This window comes from Aeromonas sp. WP2-W18-CRE-05, from assembly GCF_014168615.1.
In the GTDB taxonomy this organism is placed as follows: Bacteria; Pseudomonadota; Gammaproteobacteria; order Enterobacterales; family Aeromonadaceae; genus Aeromonas; species Aeromonas caviae.
In genome coordinates this window covers 4882008-4906952 of record NZ_AP021917.1, presented here as the reverse complement: position 1 = coordinate 4906952, position 24945 = coordinate 4882008, and the positions used below count along the sequence as shown (strand labels likewise).

The following is a 24945-nucleotide window of genomic DNA, read 5'->3' as shown; positions in this document are numbered from 1 at the left end:
TGACTTTCAAGGATCCAACGCCCCAGGATCCCATTTCATCCCCAAAGTTACCCACAGCCGGATATCGGCAATGTGGACAGAATGGCGCGCTGCGACCATAGTTATTTTATATAACCAAATATCATTTATTTTTTATATTTTATTCCAATAACATCAGCGCCAACCCGTGATTACAACTAAAAATACAGCACTACAGAGAGAGGAATCCCCATGAAATCCACCATCAAACTGATTTCCGGCGCCGCCATTCTGCTGGCCAGCCTGTCCGGCCAGGCCATCGCCCAGGAAACCATCAAGGTCGGCATGTCCGGCAAATATTTCCCGTTCACCTTCGTCAAGCAGGACAAGCTGCAGGGCTTCGAGGTGGACATGTGGAACCAGATCGGTGAGCGCACCGGCTACAAGGTCGAGTTCGTGACCGCCAGCTTCTCCGGCCTGTTCGGCATGCTGGAAACCGGCCGCGTTGACACCATCTCCAACCAGATCACCATCACCGACGAGCGCAAGGCCAAGTACGCCTTCTCCCAGCCCTATGTCTATGACGGTGCCCAGATCGTGGTCCGCAAGGGCAACAACACCATCCACGGCATCAAGGATCTGGAAGGCAAGAAGGTCGCCGTCAACCTGGGCTCCAACTTCGAAGAGCTGCTGCGCAAGAACGACCCCAACAAGAAGATCGACATCCGCACCTATGACTCCGCCTTCGAGCAGGATGTCGCCCTGGGCCGCATCGACGCCTTCGTGATGGACCGCGTCTCCACCGCCCAGCTGATCAAGGAATCCAAGCTGCCGCTGCAACAGGCCGGTGCACCGTTCGAAACCATCGAGAACGCCCTGCCCTTCCTGAAGACCCCGGAAAAGCAGGCCGTGCTGAAGAAGGTTGACGATGCCCTCACCGCCATGCGCAAAGACGGCACCCTGACCAAAATCTCCGAAAAATGGTTCGCAGCGGACATCACCAGCAAATAAATGATGGAATTTGACCTCGAGTACACGCTAGGGCTGTTTCCCATCCTGCTCAAATACCTGGGCACCACGATGGAAATGGCCCTGTGGGGATTCGTATTGGCACTCGTACTGTCGCTGATCCTGGCGATAGTACGGGTGTTTCGCGTTCCCGCACTTCACTGGCTGGCGATGCTGTATATCTCGTTCTTCCGGGGTACACCGCTGCTCGTCCAGCTGTTCCTGCTCTATTACGGGCTGCCGCAGCTCTTCCCCATCTTCGTGGGGATGGATGCCTTTACCGCCGCCATCATCGGCCTGACCCTGCACTTCGCCGCCTACATGGCCGAGTCGATCCGGGCAGCCATTCTCGGCATCCACAAGAGCCAGATGGAAGCCGCCCTCAGCATCGGCATGAGCCGGCTGCAGGCGATGCAGCGGATCATCCTGCCCCAGGCGGCCCGCATCGCGACACCATCGCTGATGAACTACTTCATCGACATGATCAAGAGCACCTCCCTGGCGTTTACCCTGGGAGTGGCGGAGATCATGGGCAAGGCCCAGATGGAAGCGGCCTCCTCCTTCAAGTTCTTCGAGAGCTTCATGGCGGTGGCGCTGATCTACTGGGTGGTGGTCATCTTCTTCACCCGCTTGCAGCATCTGCTGGAAGTGCGGCTGAACCGTGCTTATTAAAGGAGGCCTGTCATGATCAACCTAACGGGTCTCTCCAAGGCCTATGACGGAAATCAGGTGCTCAACGGCATCGATCTTGAGGTAAAGAAGGGGGAGATTGTCGTCATCATCGGCCCCTCCGGTACCGGCAAGTCGACTCTGCTGCGCTGCCTCAACCTGCTGGAAACCCCGGATGCAGGGCGGCTCGTCATCGATGACCTCGCCGTGGATCTGGCCAAGGCCAGCGACCAGCAGGCCATCGAACTGCGCAAACGCGCCTCTTTCGTGTTCCAGAACTACGCCCTGTTCGCCAACAAGACGGCGCTGGACAACATCGCCGAGGGGCTGATCACCGTCTGGAAACAGCCGAAGGCGGAGGCTCGTGCCACTGCCCTGGGCATCCTCAAGGACATCGGCCTCGCCGAGAAACAGGATGCCTACCCGGCCTCCCTCTCCGGCGGCCAGCAACAGCGCGTCGGCATCGGCCGGGCCATGGCGGCCCACTCCAAGGTGATCCTGTTTGACGAGCCCACCTCCGCCCTCGATCCCGAGTGGGTCGACGAGGTGCTGGGCCTGATGAAGCAGCTCGCCCGCCAGCACCAGACCATGGTGGTGGTGACCCACGAGATCGAGTTTGCCCGTGATGTCGCCGATCGGGTGATCTTCATGGAAGGAGGCCGGATCGTGGAGCAGGGCCCGCCGGATCAGATATTGGTCGATCCGCAGGATCCCCGTACCCGGGAGTTCCTGCGCAAAGTACTTAAATAGCTCTCTCTTTGGCGGCCTGGCCGCCTTTTTTCTTGAGGGATCCTTGTTTAACCCCGGGTTGCCAGTATAATTCGGGGCCCTTGATCCTCCGGATCCTGCCAGATTATCCCGCTCGGTCGACGAACGGGGCGAGATGGAAAGGAACGGCGGATTGACGAGAAGCTGAACTCTGTTTAGAATTCGGCCTCTTTTGCTAGTCGTCACACGCTATAGCTGGCGCGTCGGCTAAGTGTGACAATCAAAACTGTACAGAAATACGGAATCGAATCATGAAACGTACTTTTCAACCGTCCAACCTGAAGCGCAAGCGCTCTCACGGTTTCCGCGCTCGCATGGCTACTGCCAACGGCCGCAAAGTTCTGGCCGCTCGTCGTGCCAAGGGTCGTGCCCGCCTGGTAGTCTAATGCCTACCCAGCACACCTTCTCTCGGGAGTTACGTCTGTTAACTCCCGAACACTTCAAACGCGTTTTCGCCGAGCCTGTCCGGGCCGCTTCTCCGCAAATTACGCTTCTTGCTTGCCCCAACTCCCTCGAACACCCCCGTCTTGGCCTCGCCGTGCCCAAAAAGGCGCTCAAGCGTGCCGTCTGGCGCAACCGTGTAAAACGAGTGGTTCGGGAAAGTTTTCGCCTCAATCAAGCCAATCTGCCCGCTATCGACATCGTCGTGATCGCCAAGGGTGGCGTGAAGGAGATGGACAACGAAGCGCTGTTCAAGTTACTGGAAAAGCTATGGCGCACTCTGTCACGCCGTTGCAATGGGTAGCAATCAAACTGATACGCCTGTATCAGCTAATCATTAGTCCCCTGCTCGGGCCGCGCTGCCGTTTCACCCCGACTTGTTCCCAATTTGCGATAGAAGCAATCCGACTTCACGGTTTCATAAAAGGCGTTTGGTTAGCCAGCAAACGTCTATTAAAATGCCATCCCTTATCCGAGGGTGGTTATGACCCGGTTCCGCAACCAAAGCGAAGAAACTGAAGACTATGGAATCACAACGCAATTTACTCCTGATCGGTTTGCTGTTCGTGAGCTTCTTGCTCTGGCAACAGTGGGAGTCCGACAAGGCTCCGAAGCCGGCCCCGACTACCGTGGCCCAAACCGAACATTTCGTACCTGAAGCCGGTCAGACCGGTGATATTCCTCAGGTTTCCGAGCAAGCAAATGGTAACGCCGCGCGCAAGCTGATCACCGTCTCCTCCGACGTGCTCAAATTGACCTTGGACACCCAGGGCGGTGACATCGTCTCTGCCGAGCTGCTGGCCCACAAGCTGGAAGAAGGCAAGGAACAGCCGTTCACCCTGCTGACCAGCCAGCCTGCCCACCTCTATGTGGCCCAGAGCGGTCTGGTCGGTCGCAATGGTCCGGACAGCCAGGCCCAGGGTCGTCCCACCTATGAAGCCGCCCAGACCAGCTATCAGCTGGCCGATGGTCAGGATCAAGTCGTCGTTCCGATGACCTGGACCGACAGCAAGGGTGTGGTCTTCACCAAGGAGTTCGTGCTCAAGCGCGGTGATTACGCCGTGGGCGTCGACTACAAGATCGACAACAAGTCTGCCGAGCCGGTCCAGGTACAGTTCTACGGTCAGCTGAAGCAGACCATGACCACGCCGAAGGATCAGGAAGGTCATGCCATGGTGGCCAGTGCCTACCGTGGTGGTGCCTTCTCCAGCGAAGACTCCCGCTACAAGAAGTACACCTTCGACGAGATGAAGGATGCCGACCTGAACAAGACCACCCAGGGTGGTTGGGTCGCCATGCTGCAGCACTACTTCGTCTCTGCCTGGGCCCCGAATGCCAACGACACCAACAGCTTCTACAGCCGCGTGATCCCGGGCAAGGACCAGGCCATCATCGGCTACAAGGCGCCGCTGGTTGACGTCGCTGCCGGCCAGCAGGCCGAAGTGAGCGGCAAGCTGTGGATCGGTCCCAAGCTGCAGGATCAGATGGCCAAGGTGGCAAACCACCTGGATCTGACCGTCGACTACGGCTGGCTCTGGTTCATCGCCCAACCGCTGCACTGGCTGCTGACCGTGTTCCACGGTTTCGTCCAGAACTGGGGTCTGGCCATCATCATGCTGACCCTGCTGGTGCGCGGCATCATGTTCCCGCTGACCAAGGCCCAGTACACCTCCATGGCCAAGATGCGCATGCTCCAGCCCAAGCTGGCTGCGCTCAAGGAACGCTTCGGTGACGATCGCCAGAAGATGTCCCAGGGCATGATGGAGCTGTACAAGAAGGAGAAGGTCAACCCGCTGGGCGGCTGCCTGCCCATCCTGGTACAGATGCCCATCTTCATCGCCCTCTACTGGGCACTGATGGAGTCTGTCGAGCTGCGCCACGCGCCGTTCGCCCTGTGGATCACCGACCTGTCGGTGAAGGACCCCTTCTTCGTGCTGCCAATCCTCATGGGTGCCTCCATGTGGTATCTGCAGAAGATGAGCCCGACCACCATCACGGACCCGATGCAGCAGAAGGTGATGCAGTTCATGCCGATCATCTTCACCTTCATGTTCCTCTGGTTCCCGGCAGGTCTGACTCTGTACTGGCTGGTGAGCAACGTCATCTCCATCATCCAGCAGACCATCATCTATCGTCAGCTGGAGAAGAAAGGCCTGCACTCACGCAACTGATGCGCAGTCCATCTTTCCTGATGACAAAAGAGGCGGCCTTCGGGCCGCCTTTTTTATTACAATGTCCCCCACCCTCTTACTCATTCAGCCAACCAGCGAGTCAAGCAAGATGACAACAGATACCATCGTGGCCCAGGCCACCGCCCCCGGCCGTGGCGGCGTCGGCATAGTCCGCGTCTCCGGCCCTGCCGCCGAGCGGGTCGCCGAGATAGTGCTCGGCAAGCTCCCCAGGGTGCGTTATGCCGAATATCTGCCGTTCAGGGACGAGCAGGGCCAGGCGCTGGATCAGGGCATCGCCCTGCTGTTCAAGGCCCCCAACAGCTTCACCGGCGAAGACGTGCTGGAGCTGCAGGGCCATGGCGGCCCCGTCATTCTCGACATGCTGATCCGCCGTATCCTGCAGATCGACGGCATCCGCCCCGCCCGCCCGGGCGAGTTCAGCGAGCGCGCCTTCCTCAACGACAAGCTGGATCTGGCCCAGGCCGAGGCCATCGCCGATCTCATCGAAGCCTCCAGCGAGCAGGCCGCCCGCAGCGCCATGCACTCCCTCCAGGGGCAGTTCTCCGGCAAGGTTCAACAGCTGGTGGAGAGTCTCACCCGGCTGCGCATCTATGTGGAAGCGGCCATCGACTTCCCGGATGAAGAGATCGACTTTCTCTCCGACGGCAAGGTGGCGGGTGACCTCTACGCCATCATGTCCGAGCTGGACGACGTGCGCGGCGAGGCCAAGCAGGGCGCCCTGCTGCGAGAGGGGATGAAGGTGGTGATCGCCGGTCGTCCCAACGCTGGCAAATCGAGCCTGCTCAACGCCCTCGCAGGCCGCGAGTCCGCCATCGTCACCGAGATCGCCGGTACCACCCGCGACGTGCTGCGCGAGCACATTCATCTGGATGGCATGCCGCTGCACATCATCGACACCGCGGGCCTGCGCGATACCCAGGACAAGGTGGAACAGATCGGCATCGAGCGTGCCTGGGCCGAGATCGAACAGGCCGACCGGGTGCTGTTCATGGTGGACGGCACCACCACGGATGCCGTCGATCCCCACGACATCTGGCCGGAATTCGTTGATCGGTTGCCAAAAAACATCGGCCTCACCGTGGTGCGCAACAAGGCGGACCTGACCGGCGAGGATCTGGCACCGAGCCAGGAGCAGGGCCACGCCGTCTATCGCATCTCCGCCAAGACCGAGCTGGGGCTGCCCGCACTGCGCGAGCACCTCAAGGCCTGCATGGGCTTCCAGGGCAACACCGAAGGGGGCTTCATGGCCCGCCGCCGCCACCTGGACGCACTGGAGCGTGCCGCCGAACGGCTGCTGGTAGCCAGGGAGCAGCTTGAGGTCTATGTGGCTGGCGAACTGGTGGCCGAGGAGCTGCGCCTGGCCCAGGAGTCCCTGTCCGAGATCACCGGCGAGTTCAGCTCCGACGATCTGCTGGGCCGCATCTTCTCCAGCTTCTGCATCGGCAAGTAAGCCCGCTGAGCAGGCAATGAAAAGCCCGGGTTCATCCCGGGCTTTTTTTGTGCGCTTTTCATCCACCAACCTAGAGGCGGCGCAGGCACCACATGAAGTAAGCACCCCCTAACAGGGTGGAGACCAGACCGACGGGCACCTCCTGGGGAAAGAGGATCTGCTGGCCGATCCAGTCCGCCGACACCATCAGCAAAGCACCACAGCCTGCGGCGCCGAGCAGGTGCCAGCGCGCCCTCACCAGCCCCATCAATTTGGCCAGGTGCGGCGCCAGCAGACCGGCAAAGGAGAGCGGGCCTATCACCATGGTGGCACTGGCGGTGAGCACGGCCACCAGCAGCAGGATGGTGAGCTGGGCACGGCCGAGATGGATCCCCAGAGCCGTCGCTACCGCCGGCCCCATGGGCATGAGATCGAGCCAGCGGCTCACCAGCAGGCAGGCTGCCAGCATCAGCAGCGCCAGCACCACCAGGGCAAGGGCCACCGGCTGGGTGACGTAATAGGTGGAGCCGGACATCCAGGAGAGCAGTTGCTGCACCCGCAGGTCGCCATTGGCCAGGGCGATGGCCTGCAACGGCTCGAACAGCGCCGTGATGGCGATGCCGGACAGCAGTATCCGCTCCGGCTGGAAGCCGTTGCGCCGGTTGATAAGCACCAGCAGCAACAGGCAGGCGAAGGCGCCCACCAGCCCCCCCAGCAGCATCATGGGCAGCGGCAAGGCGGGCAGCAACAGGGCCGCCGCAATCACCCCCATGAAGGTGCCACCGCTTACCCCCAGCAGTTCGGGGCTCGCCATGGGGTTGTTGCTGACTCGCTGCAACAAGGTGCCTGCCAGCGCCAGCAACACGCCTGCGGCACCCGCTGCCAGCGTGCGCGGCAAGCGCCACTCCAGCTGGGCCTGCCACCGCAGCCAGCTCGGCCAGCCCCAGCCGCTCATCCCCTGCCCAAACAACAGGGAGGCGATCACCGCCGCAGCCAACCCCAACACCATCAGACCGACAAGGCGAGACGGCGCCGGATGGCGGGCCAACTGCAGGGAGGAGTTCGCCTTAGGCGCACTCTGCTTGATGCCAAGACGCGGGATCAGCCAGAGCAGCAGCGGCGCCCCCAACAGGGCCGTCATGGCGCCGGTCGGGATCAGCACAGGCCAGAACCGGCTCAGGGTCTGCAGCAGCAGATCGGTGGCCGCCAGCAACAGGGCGCCGAGGATGGGTGCCCACAGCAGCCGCTGGGCCAGTTTTCTGACCCCCAGCAGCCGCACCATGGCGGGCGCCGCCAGCCCGATAAAACCGATCAGCCCCACCACGCTCACCACGCAGGCGGTGATGAAGACCGCGAGGCCGAGACCGGCGAATCTCAGGTGCTTGAGAGAGACCCCCAGGCTGCGAGCGCTGGCATCGTCCAGCTCCAGCACTGCCAGCGGGCGCACCAGCACCGCCGCCAGCATCGCGGCCAGCAGCAACCGTGGCAGCAGATAGCCGACGCCGCTCCAGCTGTTCTGGGCCAGAGATCCGCTCCCCCACACCAGCAACCCTTTGAGCTCCTCCTGGAAGAACAGCAGCAATCCCATGCTGATGGCGGCCAGATAGAGGTTGATCACCAGCCCTGCAAAGACGATGACCACGGGATTGAGCTGACGGCGCCAGGCCAGGGCGAAGACCAGCCCCATGGCCAGGCTTCCCCCGGCCATGGCGATCCACTCCCGCCCGATCAGCAGCCAGGAGGGGGCGAGCAGGGTCACCATCATCAGCGCCAGCTGGGCGCCGGAGGCCACCCCCAGGGTGGTGGGCGAGGCCAGGGGATTGCGCAGCACCTGCTGCATCAGGGTACCGGCGAGCCCGAGGGCGGCACCGGCCAGCAGGCAGATGGCAAGGCGCGGCAGCCAGCTGAAATGGACCACCGCCTGGCGGGCATCGTCCAGCTCGGGGGAGAACAGGGCCTGCCACCAGAGCGCCCCCGGCAGTTGACGCGCCAGCTCGGCGCAAGCCAGCCCCAGTGTCAGCACCAACAGGCAGAGACCCGGGCGCAGCAAGGGCGAAGAAAGAGAAGAGCTCATTGATTTGATCCCCCGGTTGCTCTGTGGACAGCCTGCTCCCGCAAGGCACCGTCCAGCAGGGTGGCGAAGCGGCGGGCCGCCAATATGCCACCAAAACTCCATGTCGCAGGCAGATGGATCACCGGATTGTTCTGTACCAGCGGGAGATGCTGCCACAATCCAGGCTCCTGAAGTTTTTCACCAACTCCTACGGGCACGGGGTCCACCACCACCAGCCTGGCCTCCGACATCCCGAGAAACTGCTCCAGGCTCGCGACCGAGAATCCCCAGGCATTGGTCTCTCCCTGCCAGGCGTTGCGAAGACCGAGGCGCTGCATCACAGCCTCGAACAGGCTGCCATGGCCAAACACCCGCACATGGCGCTCATCGATGAATTGCACCACCAGCAAGGGGGGCAGATCGGCGGGCTGCGCCGCCTGCATCTGTGCCAGATCCTGCTCCAGCGCGGCGAGCTGGCGTTCGGCCTCCGCCTCTTTGTTGACCAGGGCGGCGATGGTCAGGGTCGCTTCCCGCAGTCGCTGCCACAGATCGGTGCCCGGTTCATACAGAGCGATGGAGTGCACCGGCGCGATGCGGGAGAGGGTCGGCGCCAGGGGGGCCGCCAGCGGCGAGATGAGAATAAGATCCGGTTTGAGCTCCGCCAACAGTTCCCGGTTGGGCTGGGCACGCAGCCCGATATCGATCACCCCGGCAGGAAGCTGGGGTTCACCGACCCAGGCGCGATAGGGGGCCACATCCCCCACCGCCATCGGGGTGACCCCCAGAGCCAGCAGGGTCTCGGCTATGGTCCAGTCCACAATGGCGATGCGGGGCGTGGAGCTGGTGGCGCCGGTGGCGGTGACAAGCTGCCCGGCCTCCCCTGCCAGGGGCAGCAGCAGACTGAGCAGACAGGGCGCCATCTTCAATAAACGGTTCAAGAGCGGCCCCCGGTCAGACGATGGCGATGGCGTGGTCATGGGCCGGATGGCGAATGACCTCCATGGGGATGCCATAGATGGCGTTCAGGGTCTCCCCTGTCATGATCTGTTCGGGCTCGCCGTGGGTCAGCAGACGGCCGGAGTGCAGCGCCACCAGCCTATCGCAGAAACGGGAGGCCATGTTGATGTCATGAATGACGATGATGACCCCGAGGTTGAGCTGACGGCTGAGCTGCTTGACGAGCGTGAGCACCTCCACCTGATGGGCCACGTCCAGGGCGGCCAGCGGCTCGTCCAGCAGGATGAAACGGCTCTCCTGAGCCAGCAGCATCGCGAGCCAGACTCGCCCCCGCTCACCGCCGGAGAGGGTATCCACCAGCCGATCGGCAAAGCGTTCGGTGTGGGTCAGGGCGATGGCCCGCTCCACCTGACTGTGATCTTCCGCTCCCATCCGGCCCAGCAGGCCGCGCCAGGGGTAGCGCCCCATCTCCACCAGTTCGCGGCCGAGCAGGTTTTCGGCACTCGGCAGGTGCTGGGGCAGATAGGCCACCTGACGGGCAAACTCCCGGTTGCCCCAGGCAGACAACGGCTGGTCATCGAACAGGATCTCCCCGCCGCTGTGGGGTTGCTGGCGCGCCAGCAGCTTGATCAGGGTCGATTTACCCGACCCGTTGTGGCCGATGAGGCCATAGACCCGACCTTGCTCGAAGCGAAGGCTGGTAGGGTGCAGCAGCGTGCGGTCATTGACCGCGAAGCTGGCGGATTTCATCTCGAACATAAGCAATTCCTGTGCTGGCTTGCTGCCAGTCTCATCGATGCCAGCATCAGGCCGGCACCTTGCCATCCAGATGGGCGACCGCATCCCGGCTCACCTGCTCGCGCTGCTCGCCGGTCAGTTCGGTGAGGCGGCCCTGGCGCATCTCCAGCAGGCGATCGGCCAGAGAGAAGTAGTGATCGTCGTGGCTGATGGCGATCACCGTCTTGCCCATCTCCTTGAGACGCGGCAACAGCACCTGATAGAAGATGCGGCGGAACTGGGGATCCTGATCCGCGGCCCACTCGTCGAACAGCATCACCTCCCGCTGCTCTGCCAGGGCCAGCAGCAGGGCGACCCGCTTGCGCTGGCCCTGGGAGAGGTCGATATCGGCGATGAAGCCATCCTCGATGGCAAGCTTGCTGCCCATCTGCAACCGCTCAAGCCACTCGGCGACCAGCGCCTCTTTCGGCTCGGGCCCCAGCAAATGCTGGAACAGGTGGTAGTCGGTGAAGATGGCGGAGAAGAGCCCCAGATAGCCGTTGCGATCGGTGACCGGCTCCCCATCCAGCAGGATCCGGCCAGAGACCGGTTGATAGAGCCCGGTCAGCAGCATGGCCAGGGTCGACTTGCCGGAGCCGTTGCCACCGATGAGGAATATCTGCTCCCCCCGCTCGATCACCAGATTGATGGGGCCCACGGAGAAACCGCCCTCCCCCTGATAGTGAAAGCTCACCTGCTCCAGCTCGATGCGCTGCCAGGGGCGAGGCGCAGGCGGCAACGGGAACGCTTCGTCCGGCTCTGCCAGATTGAGGGCCGCTATCTTGTCGAACGCCACCTGGGCGGCGATCAGGGTCGGCAAGGCTCCGATCCCTTGTAGCAAGGGAGTGCGCAGGAACAACAGGGTCAGGGCGAAGGTGGCGGCCACATTGGTGTTGGCCCAGCCCAGCCCGTTGGCCAGGAAGAAGACCAGTCCGATGGCACCCAGCATCATGATGTTCGACCAGTTCACCGCGCTCAGGTGGTAGGTATCGGCGCGGATGATCTGCTCCCGGTAGTCCCGGGCATTCTGCTCATAGAGCTGGTGGTAGACGAAGTGGGCACGCTCGCGGTTGAGCGCCAGCTCCTTGCTCCCGGCGATGATGGACTGGTAGTTCTGGTAGAGCCTGTCTTCGGCCTGGCGCATGTGCGCCAGGTGGCGATAGACCCGGTTCACCAGCAGCCAGCCCACCACCATGGTCACGGTGACCCAGAGGGCGGTAACACCGAGCAAGGCGGGAGAGAGCAGGCCAAGGTAGATGATGGAGCCCAGGGTGAGCACCAGGCCCTGTACCAGCTCCGGCAGGCGCACGAAGGCGATGGTGATCTGACCGATGTCGCTGGAAAGGGAGGCCAGGAGCGGCCCCTGCCCTATTTGACGCAGACGGGCGACGTCGGTATCCAGCAGTTGCTTGAGCAGGCGGCCACGCAACCGGTAGACGAAATGGTGACCCAGGGTGGTCAGGGCCAGTTGGGATCCGAGCGTGATCACCAGCAGCAGCAAGACAAGGCCGACAAGCTGACCCAGGATCGGCAGCGGATCCCCGACTGATTCGATAAGTGATTGATTGATGAAGGCAATGACGCCTATCCCGCTGACAGCACTCAGCAGGCTGAGCAGGGTAATGGCGATGAAGGGCCAACGGTATTGGCGATAAACCAGTGACAAGAGTTCCATGACAGGCCTGTAGATGAATGGAAGGAGGGCGGGAGCCTTCGCCCCCGCCCGGCCTGTCGCTTACCAGCGGTAGTTGACGGTGCCGACTATGCTGCGCGGCTCGCCGTAGTAGCAGTAGTAGTCGCAGCTCGCCACATAGGTGTCGTTCAGCAGGTTGTTGACGTTGATCTGGGCACGCCAGTTCTTGGCAAAGTCATACCCGATCATCGCATCCCATACGGTGTGTGCCGGTACCTGGGCGGAACCATAGATGGGGGTGTAGTCCGCATTCACCGCGCCGATGCCGACGCTGGAACCCACGTAGCGCACGCCGGAACCCAGCTCAAGACCGGATACCGGGCCCTGCTGCACCTTGTAGTTGCCCCAGAAGGAGGCCTGGTGGCGCGGGATCAGGCTCGCACGACGATCGCCGTTGCCGGTGTCGTTGGTCTTGGCATCGGTATAGGTATAGGCAGCGGTCAGGCGCAAGGCCTCGGTGGCCTGCACGCTCCCCTCCAGCTCGACCCCCTGGGAGGTCACTTCACCGGCCTGGGTCTGCTGGCCGGAGCCGGTAGAGACCAGGGAGTTGGTCTGCTCCAGATCGAACAGCGCCAGGTTGATGTAGCCATCGAGGAAGCTGGGTGCGTACTTGACGCCGGTCTCGTAGAGCTTGCCTTCCAGCGGCTTGTAGGAGTTGCCGGTGTTGGGGTCTATCCCCGGCAGCACTTCGAAGGATTCCGCATAGGCGAAGTAAGGGGAGAGACCGTTGTCGGCCAGGTACATCAGGCTGCCGGAGAGAGAGAGGTTGTCGTCGTACTGTTTCTCGTTCTTGCTCTTGGCTTCGCTGATGTTGTGGGTTTCCACGTAATCGAAACGACCGCCCGCGGTCAGCAGCCAGCGATCATCCCAGCGGATCTGGTGCTGGGCATAGAGGCCGCTCTGACCCTTGGTGCTCTTCTGATGGGTCGCGGTGGATTCATCAAAACCGGGGAAACCGCTGTAATCCGGGTTCATGGTGTTGATGGCGCCCATGCCATAGTTGTCGGCTTCCTGACCTTCATTCACATGGCGCTGCAGATCCACCCCCAGCAGCAGGGTCTGCTCCGTGCTGTCGGTGTTCCAGTAGCCCACCATCTGGTTGTCCATGGTAGCGCTCTTGGTATCCCCATCCCGGTAGACCAGGCCGCGGTAGGCGGTGGTGCCTTCATAGGTCGGGAAGATATAGGTCTGGCGCAGCAGCAGATCGTTGTAGTTGAAGCGAACGTTCTGCTTGAACTCCCAGGTCTGGTTGAGCTGGTGGGCCAGCTCGTACCCGGCGGAGATCTGGGTATTGCGATTGCGATCGTAATCCGGCTGGCTCAGGTTGGTGGAGGGATCGATCTGGCCACCGGAGGTATTCAGGGTGCCGTAAACCGGGAAGAAGCCGTTGGTCGGCACCCCTTCATCGTGCTTGAAGCTGGAAAGCAGCGTCAGCGTGGTGCGATCCGAAATATCCAGGGTCACGCTCGGCGCCAGATAGGCGCGCTCGTTGTAGGTGCCATCCAGCACGCCGTCCCGCTCGTTGTAGAGGGCCACCAGACGATAACGGCTGTTGTCGGTAAGAGAGTCAGAGACATCCACCCCGACCTGGCGCAGATCCCGGTTGCCCAGTTGCAGGTTCACCAGACCCTGCGGGGTCGCTGTCGGACGCTTGCTGATGGCGTTGATGACGCCTCCGGGAGGGGCTTCGCCATACAGAATGGAGGCCGGACCTTTGAGCACTTCCACGCTCTCAAGGCCGAAGGGCTCCGGGGTCCAGACATAGTAACCGGTGCTGAACAGGCGGTTGCCATCCAGGTAAGAAGCCGCATCGAAGCCGCGCACCTTGAACCAGTCAGCATCCGTGTCCGAACCATAGGACTGGGACAGGACGCCGGAGCGATAGCGCAGGGACTCGTCTAGCTTGAGTACGGCGTGCTGGTCCAGCTCTTCGCGATTGACCACGGAGACGGCACGGGGGGTCTCTGCCATGGGGACCTCGACCTTCATGGCGGTCCCGGTCACGACCATGGTTTCGCCCGCCTTGGGCAACTCTTTATCCGCCTGTTCCACCGCCAACACGGGCAGGGACGCCAGCAGACAGGAGAGCGGCAGCAGCTGTACGCCTCTCTTTCGCATCACGGCATTCGGGGTATTTTTTTGCGCAATCATATAAGTGTCTCAAATATCAATAAGTTATGTTTGATTTCTTATTATGGGTGCCCAATTGGACCGGTCAGCCCGGCGCCTCAGGCGAATAAAGCAGCGCCATGCTACTACAGGTGCCGTGATCGAATCGATTCAATAATTGCTAATCATTTGCATCTGCATTGTTAATTGATGTTTTAAAGTGTCGTTTGACAACGAAAGGTGCGATGAGGTCACAACAGGCGGAAAGAAGGCAGCATGACGGCCACGAGACCGGTTTTGGCAACAAAAAAGTGGACAGGATCCTTATCCCCAAGCTTTATCCATATTTATCCACATGCTTTGGCGGTAAGATCCCCGCTCTTCACTTTTTCGATGACATCAGGATCCATTCCATGGCCAAACTCAACCTCGTCGTCGGCTCCATGCTGGGGGCCTCCGAATATGTCGCAGATCATGTGGTCGGCCTGCTTGAACAGGCGGGCCACCAGGCGGAGATCCACAACCCCGCCAGCCTGGCCAGGATCCTGACCGAGCCAGAAGCCATCGTGCTGGTGGTCACTTCCACCCATGGTGCGGGGGATGTACCCGACAATCTGCAGCCCTTTGCCCGGGATCTTGCCGAACAGCAGCCGGATCTCGCCGCCTTCAAGTACGGAGTGATCGCCCTGGGGGATCGCAGTTATGACACCTTCTGCCAGGGCGGCAAGACGCTGGATCGGCTGCTGGCCGGGTGCGGTGCCAGCCGACTGGGGGATCTCCTGGAAATAGACGTGACCCAGCACGAGATCCCCGAAGATGCCGCAGAAACCTGGATCCACGACTGGATGACCTTGATCGGCTGATCAGGGCCAGGGAGATCCGGTCACGACCTCCGATCTCCCTGGTTATCCCCAGATCCCTATCCACCAGGTTATTAACAGGGGGATCCGGATAAGTTTTTCCCGAGAGCTCCCTACATGATCTCGGATAATTGTGCATAACTTAGGTGCTAAGCTCTGCAAAACCTATAGTTATTCATGTATTAGATCTTGCCAACCATGTGTCTGTGCATAAAAACCCATGTTATCCCCCCGCTCGCCCCCTCTGGATCCAAGCTTTTCCACAAGCAGCGATCGACCTTAACCGAATGATCTTTATGATCAAAAATGCCTTATCAACAGAAGTCGCGGATCCTAATAAAAGATCCAATAAAAGATCGATCTAAAGATCCTTAAGATCTATTTAACCGATCCCTGATCCATACTGATCCTGAAGTAGACGTTCCCCTCCGGATGCTAAACAGATAGAATGATCCGCCCTTCAGACCAGGCAAACAAAGATCTTCAGGCGTGCAGATCAAGGTGATCCCCAATGCAATACCATGAACAATTTGATGTGATCGTCGTCGGTGGCGGTCATGCAGGAACCGAAGCAGCAACAGCGGCAGCCCGTATGGGTCTCAATACCCTGTTGCTCACCCACAACATAGATACGCTGGGGCATATGTCCTGCAATCCGGCGATCGGCGGGATCGGCAAGGGACACCTGGTCAAGGAAGTCGACGCCCTTGGCGGGATCATGGCGCAGGCCATCGATCTCGGCGGGATCCAGTTCCGCACGCTCAACTCTTCCAAGGGCCCTGCGGTGCGGGCTACCCGTGCCCAAGCGGATCGCCTGCTGTACAAGGCAGTGGTGCGTCAGACCCTGGAGAACTACCCGAACCTGAAGATCTTCCAGCAGGCCTGCGACGATCTGGTCATGGACGGGGATCGTGTCGCCGGGGTCGTCACCCAGAGCGGGATCCGCATCAGCGGCAAGACGGTCGTACTGACCGTTGGCACTTTCCTCAATGGTCTGATCCACATCGGCATGGAAAACTACAAAGGGGGCCGCGCCGGGGATCCTCCCTCGATCGCCCTCGCCCAGCGCCTGCGTGAAATGCCGCTGCGCATCGATCGCCTCAAGACGGGCACGCCACCACGCATCGATGCACGCACCGTCGATTTTTCCGTGATGCAGCAGCAACATGGTGACGATCCTCGCCCGGTCTTCTCCTTCATCGGCAACGCCAGCCAGCATCCGCGCCAGATGCCTTGCTACGTGACCCATACCAATGAGCAGACCCACGAGGTGATCCGCAACAACCTGGATCGCAGCCCCATGTACGCCGGGGTGATCGAGGGGATAGGCCCGCGCTACTGCCCGTCGATCGAGGACAAGATCACCCGCTTTGCCGACAAGACGGCGCACCAGATCTTCGTGGAGCCGGAAGGACTGACCACCCACGAGCTCTACCCGAACGGGATCTCCACCAGCCTGCCGTTCGACGTGCAGGTGCAGATCGTCCGCTCGATCCGTGGCTTCGAGAATGCCCATATCACCCGCCCTGGCTACGCCATCGAGTACGATTTCTTCGATCCGCGGGATCTCAAGGCCAACATGGAGAGCAAGTGCATCGAGAACCTCTTCTTCGCCGGCCAGATCAACGGCACCACCGGCTATGAAGAGGCCGCTGCACAGGGCTTGATGGCCGGTCTGAACGCGGGCTTGCGCGCTCAGGGCAAGGAAGCCTGGCACCCACGCCGGGATCAGGCCTACATGGGCGTGATGATGGACGATCTCTCCACACTGGGGACCCGCGAACCCTATCGCATGTTCACCAGCCGTGCCGAATATCGCCTGCTGCTGCGGGAAGACAACGCGGATCTGCGCCTGACCGCCATCGGCCGCGAGCTGGGTCTGGTGGATGATCATCGCTGGAGCCTGTTCAATGCCAAGGTGGAACAGGTGGAGCAGGAACGTCAGCGCATGCGCTCGACCTGGATCCACCCGCAGCATCCGTCTCTGGAGGCCGTCAACGCCCTGGTCAACACTCCCCTGACCCGGGAGCAGAGCCTGGAAGAGCTGCTGCGTCGCCCCGAGGTGACCTACGATGCCCTGATGGCCATCGAGGGTGTGGGGCCTGCATTGACCGATGCGGCTGCCGCGGATCAGGTGGAGATCCAGATCAAGTACGCCGGTTATATCGAGCGTCAGCACGACGAGGTGGAGAAACAGCTGCGCAACGAAAACACCCTGCTGCCGCTGGACATGAACTACCACGACGTCAATGGTCTCTCCAACGAGGTGATCGCCAAGCTCAACGATGCCAAGCCAGAGACCATTGGTCAGGCGTCCCGCATCTCCGGCATCACCCCTGCGGCCATCTCCATTCTGCTGGTGCACCTGAAGAAACACGGCCTGCTGCGTAAAACCGCCTGAGGAATTCCCCGTTGGACAACATGCTGCAAAGATTGAACGGCCTGCTCATGCAGGCCGGAATTGTTATCACCGAAACCCAGAAGACCCAGTTGGTGCAGTTGGTCGAGTTGCTGCACAAGTGGAACAAGGCTTACAATCTCACCTCGGTGCGAGATCCGGACGCCATGCTGGTCAAGCATATCCTCGACAGTCTGGTGGTGAGTCCTCACCTGCACGGTGAACGCTTCATCGATGTGGGAACGGGTCCGGGTCTGCCCGGACTGCCGCTGGCTATCATCAATCCGGACAAACAGTTCGTGCTGCTCGACAGCCTGGGCAAGCGGATCAACTTCATCCGCCAGGTGATCCTGGAACTGGGGTTGACCAATGTGACCCCCGTCAAATCCCGGGTGGAGGAGTATCAACCCGAGACCGGATTTGATGGTGTACTGAGCCGGGCTTTCGCCTCCCTGGAGGACATGCTGAGCTGGTGTCATCATCTGCCGTCACCCGAGGGCAGCTTCCTGGCGCTCAAGGGACAATACCCCGAGCAGGAGCTGGCACAGTTGCCTGACAGCATTCGTCTGGTTGCCACCCACAAGCTGGTGGTGCCGGAACTGGAAGGCGAACGCCATCTGCTGGAGTTTAAAGCCATCCAGCCCGAATAGGGCCGCCGCATTCATTTAGGGGACAGTGTGGGAAAAGTCATTGCCATAGCCAACCAGAAGGGTGGAGTGGGTAAAACCACCACCTGTGTGAATCTGGCCGCCTCCATGGCCGCTACCCGGCGCAAGGTGCTGGTGATCGATCTGGATCCGCAGGGCAATGCCACCATGGGCAGTGGCGTCGACAAGTACGATGTCGAGCGCACCGCCTATGAACTGCTGATCGAAGATGCCCCCATCGGCGAGGTGATCATCCCCGAAACCTCGGGAGGCTATCACCTGATCGCCGCCAATGCCGACGTGACCGCGGCAGAAATCCGCCTGATGGAGTTTTTTGCCCGCGAGATCCGCCTGCGCAACGCCCTGGCCTCGGTCAGGGACAAGTACGACTACGTCTTCATCGACTGCCCGCCTTCTCTCAACATGCTGACGGTGAACGCCATGGCCGCCGCCGACTCCGTGCTGGTGCCCATGCAGTGCGAATACTATGCGCTGGAAGGGCTGACCGCCCTGGTGGACACCATCAGCAAGCTGGCAGCCGTGGTCAATCCAGAGCTGAAGATCGAAGGGGTGCTGCGCACCATGTTCGATCATCGCAACCGGCTGGCCAATGATGTGTCCGATCAGCTGAAACAGCATTTCGGGGACAAGGTTTATCGCACCATCATTCCCCGCAACGTAAGACTGGCGGAGGCGCCGAGCTTTGGCGCGCCAGCCATGCACTATGACAAATCATCGGTGGGGGCCAAGGCCTATCTGGCCCTGGCTGGCGAGATCCTGCGCCGCCAGGAACAGGAGTCCCAGCCGCTCACCGCAGATCGAGAGAGCATATGACGCCGAAGAAACGTGGGCTGGGCAAGGGGCTGGACGCCCTGCTCAGCACCAGCACGGCCGCCCGCCAGAAACAGGTGATGAGCGACCAGCGCACCGAACAGGCCATGGCCCCGACCAATCAGGGGGAATTGCGCAAGCTGCCGGTGGAGTGGTTGCAGTCCGGCAAATACCAGCCGCGTAAGGATATGTCCCAGGATGCGCTGGAGGAGCTGGCCAACTCCATCCGTGCACAAGGGGTGATCCAGCCCATAGTGGTACGCTCCATCGGTGAAAACCGTTTCGAAATCATTGCAGGTGAACGCCGCTGGCGCGCCTCCCAGCTGGCCCGTCTCGAAGTGGTGCCCTGCCTGGTCAAGGATGTCGCCGACGAGGCGGCCGTCGCCATCGCACTCATCGAGAACATCCAGCGTGAAGATCTCAACGCCATCGAGGAGGCCGTCGCCCTCCAGCGCCTGCTGACGGAGTTCGAACTGACTCACCAGCAGGTTGCCGAGGCGGTAGGCAAGTCCCGCACCACGGTCACCAACCTGCTGCGTCTCAACCAGCTCAACGAGGACGTGAAGCGCTTCGTGGAGCACGGCGACCTCGACATGGGGCATGCCCGTGCCCTGCTGGCCCTGAGCGGCCAGGCCCAGTCAGAGCTGGCCAAACTGGTGGCCCAGAAGGGGCTGACAGTGCGAGATACCGAGAAGCTGGTGCAAAAAGCACTGGAACCGGCAAAAACCAGGGTTGAACCCGTCCGCGATCCGCAGTTTGGTTATCTCGAGCGCCAGATTTCTGAAAAAATTGGCAATCAGGTGCAACTTCAGCCGGGCAAGAAAGATAGCGGCAAGTTAGTAATAAGTTACGATAACTTGGCAGATTTGGACCGGGTATTGGGCTATTTTGGCCTGTCAGAATCGTGATTTTTACGCTTTTTGTAGTAATAAAACATCCATTACTTTCGATATGAACATAACCTTAATTTCGCGCGGAAAGCCGCAAAAATTAAGGATTTTTGCCATGTTGCAATAGCCGTCTTCACGGGTATAATTTGACCGGCTTTTCGAGCTGTGAACCTGGGGTCTTCGGATCCCGATTTTTTACAGTTCTGTAATGTTCAGGGGTAGGTTGGTGAAGCAGAAAATAGCCTTGGAAGGTTTGACGCTGGCCTTGGCTATGCTCGTTTGTCAGCTGGTCCTGATCCTGGCGATCGCCACCGTCTGGTTTTATCAGGCGGGAAAGTTCGCCGGACAATCCTCTCTCTACGGAGGGGGGATGTACTGGGTTCCTCAAGCCCTGTTCACGCTCTGGGTTCTGCGCCGCAAGGTGACGAAAGAGAGCGTAGGCCTGGTTTTGCGGGACTTTTATGGTGGGGCAGGGATTAAGCTCATTACTACAACAGGACTTTTCGCCCTGCTGTTTGGCGCCGGGATTGAGGTCGACACCGCCTCGTTCTTCGCCACTTATATCCTCGCCCTCGTTGTACAGTGGATAGTTTCATTCACGCTTAACAACCACTATTAGGAAAACTCATGTCTGCAACCGGAGAAGTCCTGACTCCTCAGGGATATATCTCCCACCACCTGACCCACCTGCAGGTAGGGTCCGGGTTCTGGACGGTGAATATCGATTCCATGATATTTTCCGTCGTGCTAGGCGCCCTGTTTATCTGGTTGTTCCGCAAGGTTGCCGTCAAGGCCACCAGCGGTGTGCCCGGTAAGCTGCAGTGCTTTGTGGAGATGCTGGTCGAGTTTGTGAATGGTAACGTCAAGGACATCTTTCATGGTCGCAACAAGGTCATCGCACCTTTGGCCCTGACGGTGTTCGTGTGGATCTTCCTGATGAACTTCATGGACCTGATCCCCGTTGACTTTATCCCTCACGCTGCACAGTTGATGGGTGTTCCCTATCTGCGTGTGGTTCCCTCTGCTGACGTTAACATCACCATGTCCATGGCTTTGGGCGTGTTCTTCTTGATCCTGTACTACAGCATCAAGGTCAAGGGTATCAGCGGGTTCGTGAAGGAGCTGACGCTTCAGCCTTTCAACCACCCTGCTGCCATCCCGGTTAACTTCATCCTTGAAACCGTCACGTTGATTTCCAAGCCTGTTTCATTGGGTCTGCGACTGTTCGGCAACATGTATGCTGGCGAACTGATCTTCATCCTGATTGCGGGTTTGTTACCCTGGTGGTCACAGTGGATCCTGTCCGTGCCTTGGGCAATCTTCCACATCCTGATCATCACTTTGCAGGCGTTTATCTTCATGGTTCTGACCATCGTCTATCTGTCGATGGCGCAGGAAGACCATGGTTGATGCAACTCAAATAATCCTTTTTATACAATCAATTACATCTAAATAAATGGAGATCCTCATGGAAAACTTGAACATGGACCTGCTGTACATCGCTGCTGCAATGATGATGGGTCTGGCGGCTATCGGCGCCTCCATCGGTATCGGTATCCTGGGTGGCAAGTTCCTGGAAGGTGCAGCTCGTCAACCTGACCTGATCCCTGTTCTGCGTACCCAGTTCTTCATCGTGATGGGTCTGGTGGATGCGATCCCGATGATCGCCGTTGGTCTGGGTCTGTATGTGATGTTTGCGGTTGCCTAAGTCATTACGACTCACGCAGAACCCATTAACTAACTAAAGAGGACATCGGCTGTGAATATCAACGCCACCCTCCTCGGCCAAGCAGTTGCTTTTTTCATCTTCGTAGTGTTTTGCATGAAGTACGTATGGCCGCCGCTGATGGCTGCCATCGAAGCCCGTCAGAAAGAAATCGCTGACGGCCTCTCTTCTGCAGAGCGTGCCAAGAAAGATCTGGAGCTGGCCAAGGCCAACGCCACCGATCAGCTGAAAGAAGCCAAGCTTCAGGCTGCTGAAATCATCGATCAGGCCAACAAACGCAAGGCCCAGATCATTGATGAGGCCGCTGTCGGAGCCCAAGCTGAGCGGGAGAAAATCCTGGCTCAGGGCCGTGCAGAGATCGAAGCTGAACGTCATCGTGCCAAAGAAGAACTGCGCAAGCAGGTTGCTGCTCTTGCCATCGCGGGTGCAGAGAAGATCCTGGCACGCCAAATCGACCAGGCTGCCAACAGCGACATCGTCGACAAACTGGTAGCAGAACTGTAACGGGAACGGGGCTATGTCTGAACTGACTACAATCGCTCGCCCCTACGCCAAGGCTGCTTTCGAGTTTGCCGTTGAGCACAAGGCGGTTGACCAATGGCTGGAGATGCTCGATTTCGCCGCTCAGGTGGCAGAAAACGAGACCATGCACAGCCTGGTAAACGGCTCCGTTGCTGCCGAAGAACTGGCAAAGCTGTTTGTCGGTGTCTGCGGTGAGCAGCTCAACGAGCACGGTCAGAACCTGATCCGGGTGATGGCCGAGAATGGTCGCTTGGGTGTGCTGCCGGCGGTCGTTGCCGAATTCGTCGCGCTCAAGGCTGAACTGGACAAAGAAGTTCAGGCTGACGTGATTTCGGCGATCGAACTGACCGACCAGCAGAAAGCCAATATTCAGGCTTCTCTGGAACAACGTCTCGCGCGCAAAGTGAAGCTGAATTGCAGCACAGATGCGTCCTTGATGGCCGGGGTGCTCATCAAGGCCGGTGATCTCGTTATCGACGGCACGGTCCGCGGTAAGCTGGATCGCATGGCCGATGCGCTGCAATCTTGATTGGGGTATTAGAGCATGCAACTGAATTCCACTGAAATCGCCGAGCTGATCAAGCAGCGCATTGCGCAGTTTGATGTCAAAAGCGAAGCGCGTAACGAAGGTACCATCGTTTCTGTAAGCGACGGTATCATTCGTATCCACGGTCTGGCCGATGCCATGCAGGGTGAGATGATCGAGCTGCCGGGCAACCGCTTCGCTCTGGCATTGAACCTGGAGCGTGACTCCGTTGGTGCCGTAGTAATGGGTCCCTATGCCGATCTGGCCGAAGGGATGAAGGTAAAGGGTACCGGCCGCATTCTGGAAGTGCCGGTCGGTCGTGGTCTGTTGGGCCGGGTGGTCAACACCCTGGGTCAGCCGATCGACGGTAAGGGTCCGGTAGACAACGACGGCTTCTCGCCGATCGAAGTGATCGCCCCGGGCGTTATCGAGCGTAAGTCTGTTGACCAGCCAGTCCAGACCGGTCTGAAAGCCATCGATGCCATGATCCCTATCGGTCGTGGCCAGCGTGAGCTGATCATCGGTGACCGCCAGGTTGGTAAGACCGCCATCGCCATCGACACCATCATCAACCAGAAAGATTCCGGCATTAAGTGCGTCTACGTTGCGATCGGCCAGAAGGCCTCCACCATCGCCAACGTGGTGCGCAAGCTGGAAGAGCACGGCGCCCTGGCCAACACCATCGTGGTCGTGGCTTCTGCCTCCGAAGCGGCTGCTCTGCAGTACCTGGCTCCCTACGCCGGTTGCTCCATGGGCGAGTACTTCCGTGACCGCGGCGAAGACGCACTGATCATCTATGATGACCTGTCCAAGCAGGCCGTTGCCTATCGCCAGATCTCCCTGCTGCTGCGCCGTCCGCCTGGACGTGAAGCTTACCCGGGTGACGTCTTCTATCTGCACTCCCGTCTGCTGGAGCGTGCTGCTCGCGTCAACGCCGAGTACGTAGAGAAGTTCACCAATGGTGCCGTGAAAGGCCAGACCGGTTCCCTGACCGCCCTGCCGATCATCGAAACCCAGGCCGGTGACGTCTCCGCGTTCGTTCCGACCAACGTGATCTCCATCACCGACGGCCAGATCTTCCTGACCTCCCAGCTGTTCAACTCCGGTATTCGTCCGGCGGTTGACCCGGGTATCTCCGTATCCCGTGTGGGCGGTGCTGCTCAGACCAAGATCGTCAAGAAGCTGTCCGGTGGTATCCGTACCGCGCTGGCCCAGTACCGTGAACTGGCGGCATTTGCCCAGTTCTCTTCCGACCTGGACGATGCTACTCGCAAGCAGCTGGATCACGGTCAGAAAGTCACCGAGCTGATGAAGCAGAAGCAGTACTCTCCGATGAGCGTGGCCCAGCAGTCCCTGGTGCTGTTCGCCGCCGAGAAGGGTTATCTCGCCGATGTCGAACTGAGCAAGATCGTCGACTTCGAAGCCGCTCTGCTCTCTTACGCCAATACCCAGCATGCCGAGCTGATGGCTGAAATCAATGCCAAGGCCGACTACAACGACGCGATCGTTGGCAAGCTGACTGCGTTGCTGGATGACTTCAAGGCAACCCAGACCTGGTAAGCGTGTGTGGCAGCGCAAGCTGCCACCTGATGGAGAGAAGAGATGGCCGGCGCAAAAGAGATACGTAACAAGATCGGGAGTGTGAAGAACACTCAGAAGATCACCAGCGCTATGGAAATGGTGGCAGCGAGCAAGATGCGCCGTGCGCAGGAACGCATGTCTGCCAGCCGTCCGTACGCTGAAACCATGCGCAAGGTGATCGGCCATATCGCTCAGGGGAACTTGGAATACAAGCACCCCTACCTCATCGAACGTGAGGTGAAGCGAGTGGGTTACATCGTCGTCTCCACCGACCGTGGCCTGTGTGGTGGTCTGAACATCAACCTGTTCAAGGCTGCCCTCAATGATATGAAGCAATGGAGCGCGAAAGGTGCCAAGGTTGACCTGGCATTGATCGGTAACAAGGCCTCCAACTTCTTTGAACGGCACGGCGCCAAGGTGAAAGCCCACGTCTCCGGACTGGGTGACAACCCGAGCGTCAATGACCTGATCGGTTCAGTGAAGGTCATGCTGAAGGCTTACGACAACGGTGAGATTGACAGGCTGTATCTGGTGTACAACAAGTTCGTCAACACCATGGTTCAGCAACCAAAAGTCGATCAACTGCTGCCTTTGCCCGTAACAGAAGACAGCAAGCTCGCCAAGAAGCACCACTGGGACTACCTCTATGAGCCGGATCCCAAGCAACTGCTGGATACCCTGCTGATTCGCTACGTCGAATCCCAGGTCTACCAGGGGGTGGTAGAAAACTTGGCAAGTGAACAGGCAGCCCGAATGGTTGCCATGCAAGCCGCGACTGACAACGCCGGCAACCTGATTAACGATCTGCAACTGGCATACAACAAGGCCCGTCAGGCCAGTATTACCCAGGAGCTCACAGAGATCGTTTCCGGTGCTGCTGCGGTGTAAGGCAAGGGTTATCAAAGGTTTA

At 59.7% G+C, this 24945-nt stretch carries 25 protein-coding genes; 20 read left to right on the top strand and 5 right to left on the bottom strand.

All coding sequences use genetic code 11. The features are described 5' to 3' along the window. The first annotated feature begins 210 nt into the window (after positions 1–210). The 8 genes from H7R73_RS23000 (at position 211) to mnmE (ending at position 6486) form a co-directional block, all read left to right on the top strand. Positions 211–969 carry an amino acid ABC transporter substrate-binding protein gene (locus H7R73_RS23000; protein ID WP_039040644.1) on the top strand — a complete coding sequence of 253 codons (759 nt, stop codon included), beginning with the start codon at positions 211–213 and terminating at the stop codon, positions 967–969. Then, positions 970–1638 (top strand): amino acid ABC transporter permease, encoded by a 669-nt coding sequence (locus tag H7R73_RS22995; protein WP_010672283.1) that lies wholly within the window; start codon positions 970–972, stop codon positions 1636–1638. It begins immediately after the preceding gene. A gap of 12 nt (positions 1639–1650) precedes the next feature. Next, the gene (locus tag H7R73_RS22990) at positions 1651–2385 is read left to right on the top strand and encodes an amino acid ABC transporter ATP-binding protein (protein ID WP_010672282.1); all 735 of its coding nucleotides are present in this window, start codon (positions 1651–1653) and stop codon (positions 2383–2385) included. Between the two features lie 269 nt (positions 2386–2654). Further along, positions 2655–2789: a 50S ribosomal protein L34 gene (rpmH, locus tag H7R73_RS22985; protein WP_005307156.1), complete on the top strand. Its 135-nt coding sequence runs from the start codon at positions 2655–2657 to the stop codon at positions 2787–2789. Then, the gene (rnpA, locus tag H7R73_RS22980; protein ID WP_010672281.1) at positions 2789–3148 is read left to right on the top strand and encodes a ribonuclease P protein component; all 360 of its coding nucleotides are present in this window, start codon (positions 2789–2791) and stop codon (positions 3146–3148) included. Before rpmH ends, rnpA begins: the two co-directional genes overlap by 1 nt. Continuing rightward, positions 3115–3363 carry a membrane protein insertion efficiency factor YidD gene (gene yidD, locus H7R73_RS22975; RefSeq protein WP_010672280.1) on the top strand — a complete coding sequence of 83 codons (249 nt, stop codon included), beginning with the start codon at positions 3115–3117 and terminating at the stop codon, positions 3361–3363. The genes rnpA and yidD overlap by 34 nt, the downstream gene beginning before the upstream one ends. Before the next feature lie 5 nt (positions 3364–3368). Beyond that, positions 3369–5015, top strand: a complete 1647-nt coding sequence (gene yidC / locus H7R73_RS22970) for a membrane protein insertase YidC (protein WP_010672279.1) — start codon at positions 3369–3371, stop codon at positions 5013–5015. 109 nt (positions 5016–5124) lie between these two features. Further along, positions 5125–6486, top strand: a complete 1362-nt coding sequence (mnmE, locus tag H7R73_RS22965; RefSeq protein WP_010672278.1) for a tRNA uridine-5-carboxymethylaminomethyl(34) synthesis GTPase MnmE — start codon at positions 5125–5127, stop codon at positions 6484–6486. Between the two features lie 70 nt (positions 6487–6556). On the opposite strand, the gene fhuB is transcribed toward mnmE, so the two are convergent. Genes fhuB through H7R73_RS22940 form a run of 5 tightly spaced genes read right to left on the bottom strand, consistent with a single transcriptional unit; the run spans position 6557 to position 14096 of the window. Beyond that, positions 6557–8539, bottom strand: coding sequence for a Fe(3+)-hydroxamate ABC transporter permease FhuB (gene fhuB / locus H7R73_RS22960; protein WP_182951423.1), 1983 nt, complete (start codon positions 8537–8539; stop codon positions 6557–6559). Continuing rightward, positions 8536–9438 (bottom strand): ABC transporter substrate-binding protein, encoded by a 903-nt coding sequence (locus tag H7R73_RS22955; RefSeq protein ID WP_103261206.1) that lies wholly within the window; start codon positions 9436–9438, stop codon positions 8536–8538. Before H7R73_RS22955 ends, fhuB begins: the two co-directional genes overlap by 4 nt. 31 nt (positions 9439–9469) lie before the next feature. Continuing rightward, entirely contained in the window at positions 9470–10234 is a 765-nt protein-coding gene (locus H7R73_RS22950; RefSeq protein ID WP_103261031.1) for an ATP-binding cassette domain-containing protein, read from the bottom strand. 46 nt (positions 10235–10280) lie between these two features. Then, entirely contained in the window at positions 10281–11927 is a 1647-nt protein-coding gene (locus H7R73_RS22945) for a multidrug ABC transporter permease/ATP-binding protein (protein WP_103261030.1), read from the bottom strand. Between the two features lie 60 nt (positions 11928–11987). Then, positions 11988–14096: a TonB-dependent siderophore receptor gene (locus tag H7R73_RS22940; RefSeq protein ID WP_103261029.1), complete on the bottom strand. Its 2109-nt coding sequence runs from the start codon at positions 14094–14096 to the stop codon at positions 11988–11990. A gap of 371 nt (positions 14097–14467) precedes the next feature. On the opposite strand from H7R73_RS22940, the gene mioC reads away from it, so the two are divergent. The 12 genes from mioC (at position 14468) to atpG (ending at position 24923) form a co-directional block, all read left to right on the top strand. Further along, a complete protein-coding gene (gene mioC / locus H7R73_RS22935) occupies positions 14468–14917 on the top strand; it encodes an FMN-binding protein MioC (protein WP_039040628.1) in 450 nt (149 codons plus the stop codon). Positions 14918–15425: 508 nt separating this feature from the next. Beyond that, entirely contained in the window at positions 15426–17315 is a 1890-nt protein-coding gene (mnmG, locus tag H7R73_RS22930; protein ID WP_103261028.1) for a tRNA uridine-5-carboxymethylaminomethyl(34) synthesis enzyme MnmG, read from the top strand. A 20-nt stretch (positions 17316–17335) separates the two neighbouring features. Beyond that, positions 17336–17962 (top strand): 16S rRNA (guanine(527)-N(7))-methyltransferase RsmG, encoded by a 627-nt coding sequence (gene rsmG / locus H7R73_RS22925; RefSeq protein WP_010672270.1) that lies wholly within the window; start codon positions 17336–17338, stop codon positions 17960–17962. A gap of 27 nt (positions 17963–17989) precedes the next feature. Then, positions 17990–18793 carry a ParA family protein gene (locus tag H7R73_RS22920; protein ID WP_029313362.1) on the top strand — a complete coding sequence of 268 codons (804 nt, stop codon included), beginning with the start codon at positions 17990–17992 and terminating at the stop codon, positions 18791–18793. Further along, the gene (locus H7R73_RS22915; RefSeq protein WP_010672268.1) at positions 18790–19698 is read left to right on the top strand and encodes a ParB/RepB/Spo0J family partition protein; all 909 of its coding nucleotides are present in this window, start codon (positions 18790–18792) and stop codon (positions 19696–19698) included. The genes H7R73_RS22920 and H7R73_RS22915 overlap by 4 nt, the downstream gene beginning before the upstream one ends. 190 nt (positions 19699–19888) lie before the next feature. Further along, a complete protein-coding gene (locus H7R73_RS22910) occupies positions 19889–20299 on the top strand; it encodes an ATP synthase subunit I (RefSeq protein ID WP_048209371.1) in 411 nt (136 codons plus the stop codon). Between the two features lie 8 nt (positions 20300–20307). After that, positions 20308–21090 carry a F0F1 ATP synthase subunit A gene (atpB, locus tag H7R73_RS22905; RefSeq protein WP_010672266.1) on the top strand — a complete coding sequence of 261 codons (783 nt, stop codon included), beginning with the start codon at positions 20308–20310 and terminating at the stop codon, positions 21088–21090. Between the two features lie 58 nt (positions 21091–21148). Beyond that, complete coding sequence (gene atpE, locus H7R73_RS22900; RefSeq protein WP_010672265.1) at positions 21149–21388, top strand: F0F1 ATP synthase subunit C; 240 nt, start codon at positions 21149–21151, stop codon at positions 21386–21388. Between the two features lie 51 nt (positions 21389–21439). Then, a complete protein-coding gene (atpF, locus tag H7R73_RS22895; protein ID WP_010672264.1) occupies positions 21440–21910 on the top strand; it encodes a F0F1 ATP synthase subunit B in 471 nt (156 codons plus the stop codon). A 13-nt stretch (positions 21911–21923) separates the two neighbouring features. Next, positions 21924–22457: a F0F1 ATP synthase subunit delta gene (gene atpH / locus H7R73_RS22890; protein WP_010672263.1), complete on the top strand. Its 534-nt coding sequence runs from the start codon at positions 21924–21926 to the stop codon at positions 22455–22457. 15 nt (positions 22458–22472) lie between these two features. Further along, positions 22473–24014, top strand: coding sequence for a F0F1 ATP synthase subunit alpha (gene atpA, locus H7R73_RS22885; protein ID WP_010672262.1), 1542 nt, complete (start codon positions 22473–22475; stop codon positions 24012–24014). Between the two features lie 42 nt (positions 24015–24056). Then, positions 24057–24923 carry a F0F1 ATP synthase subunit gamma gene (atpG, locus tag H7R73_RS22880; protein WP_182951422.1) on the top strand — a complete coding sequence of 289 codons (867 nt, stop codon included), beginning with the start codon at positions 24057–24059 and terminating at the stop codon, positions 24921–24923. Positions 24924–24945: the final 22 nt, after the last annotated feature.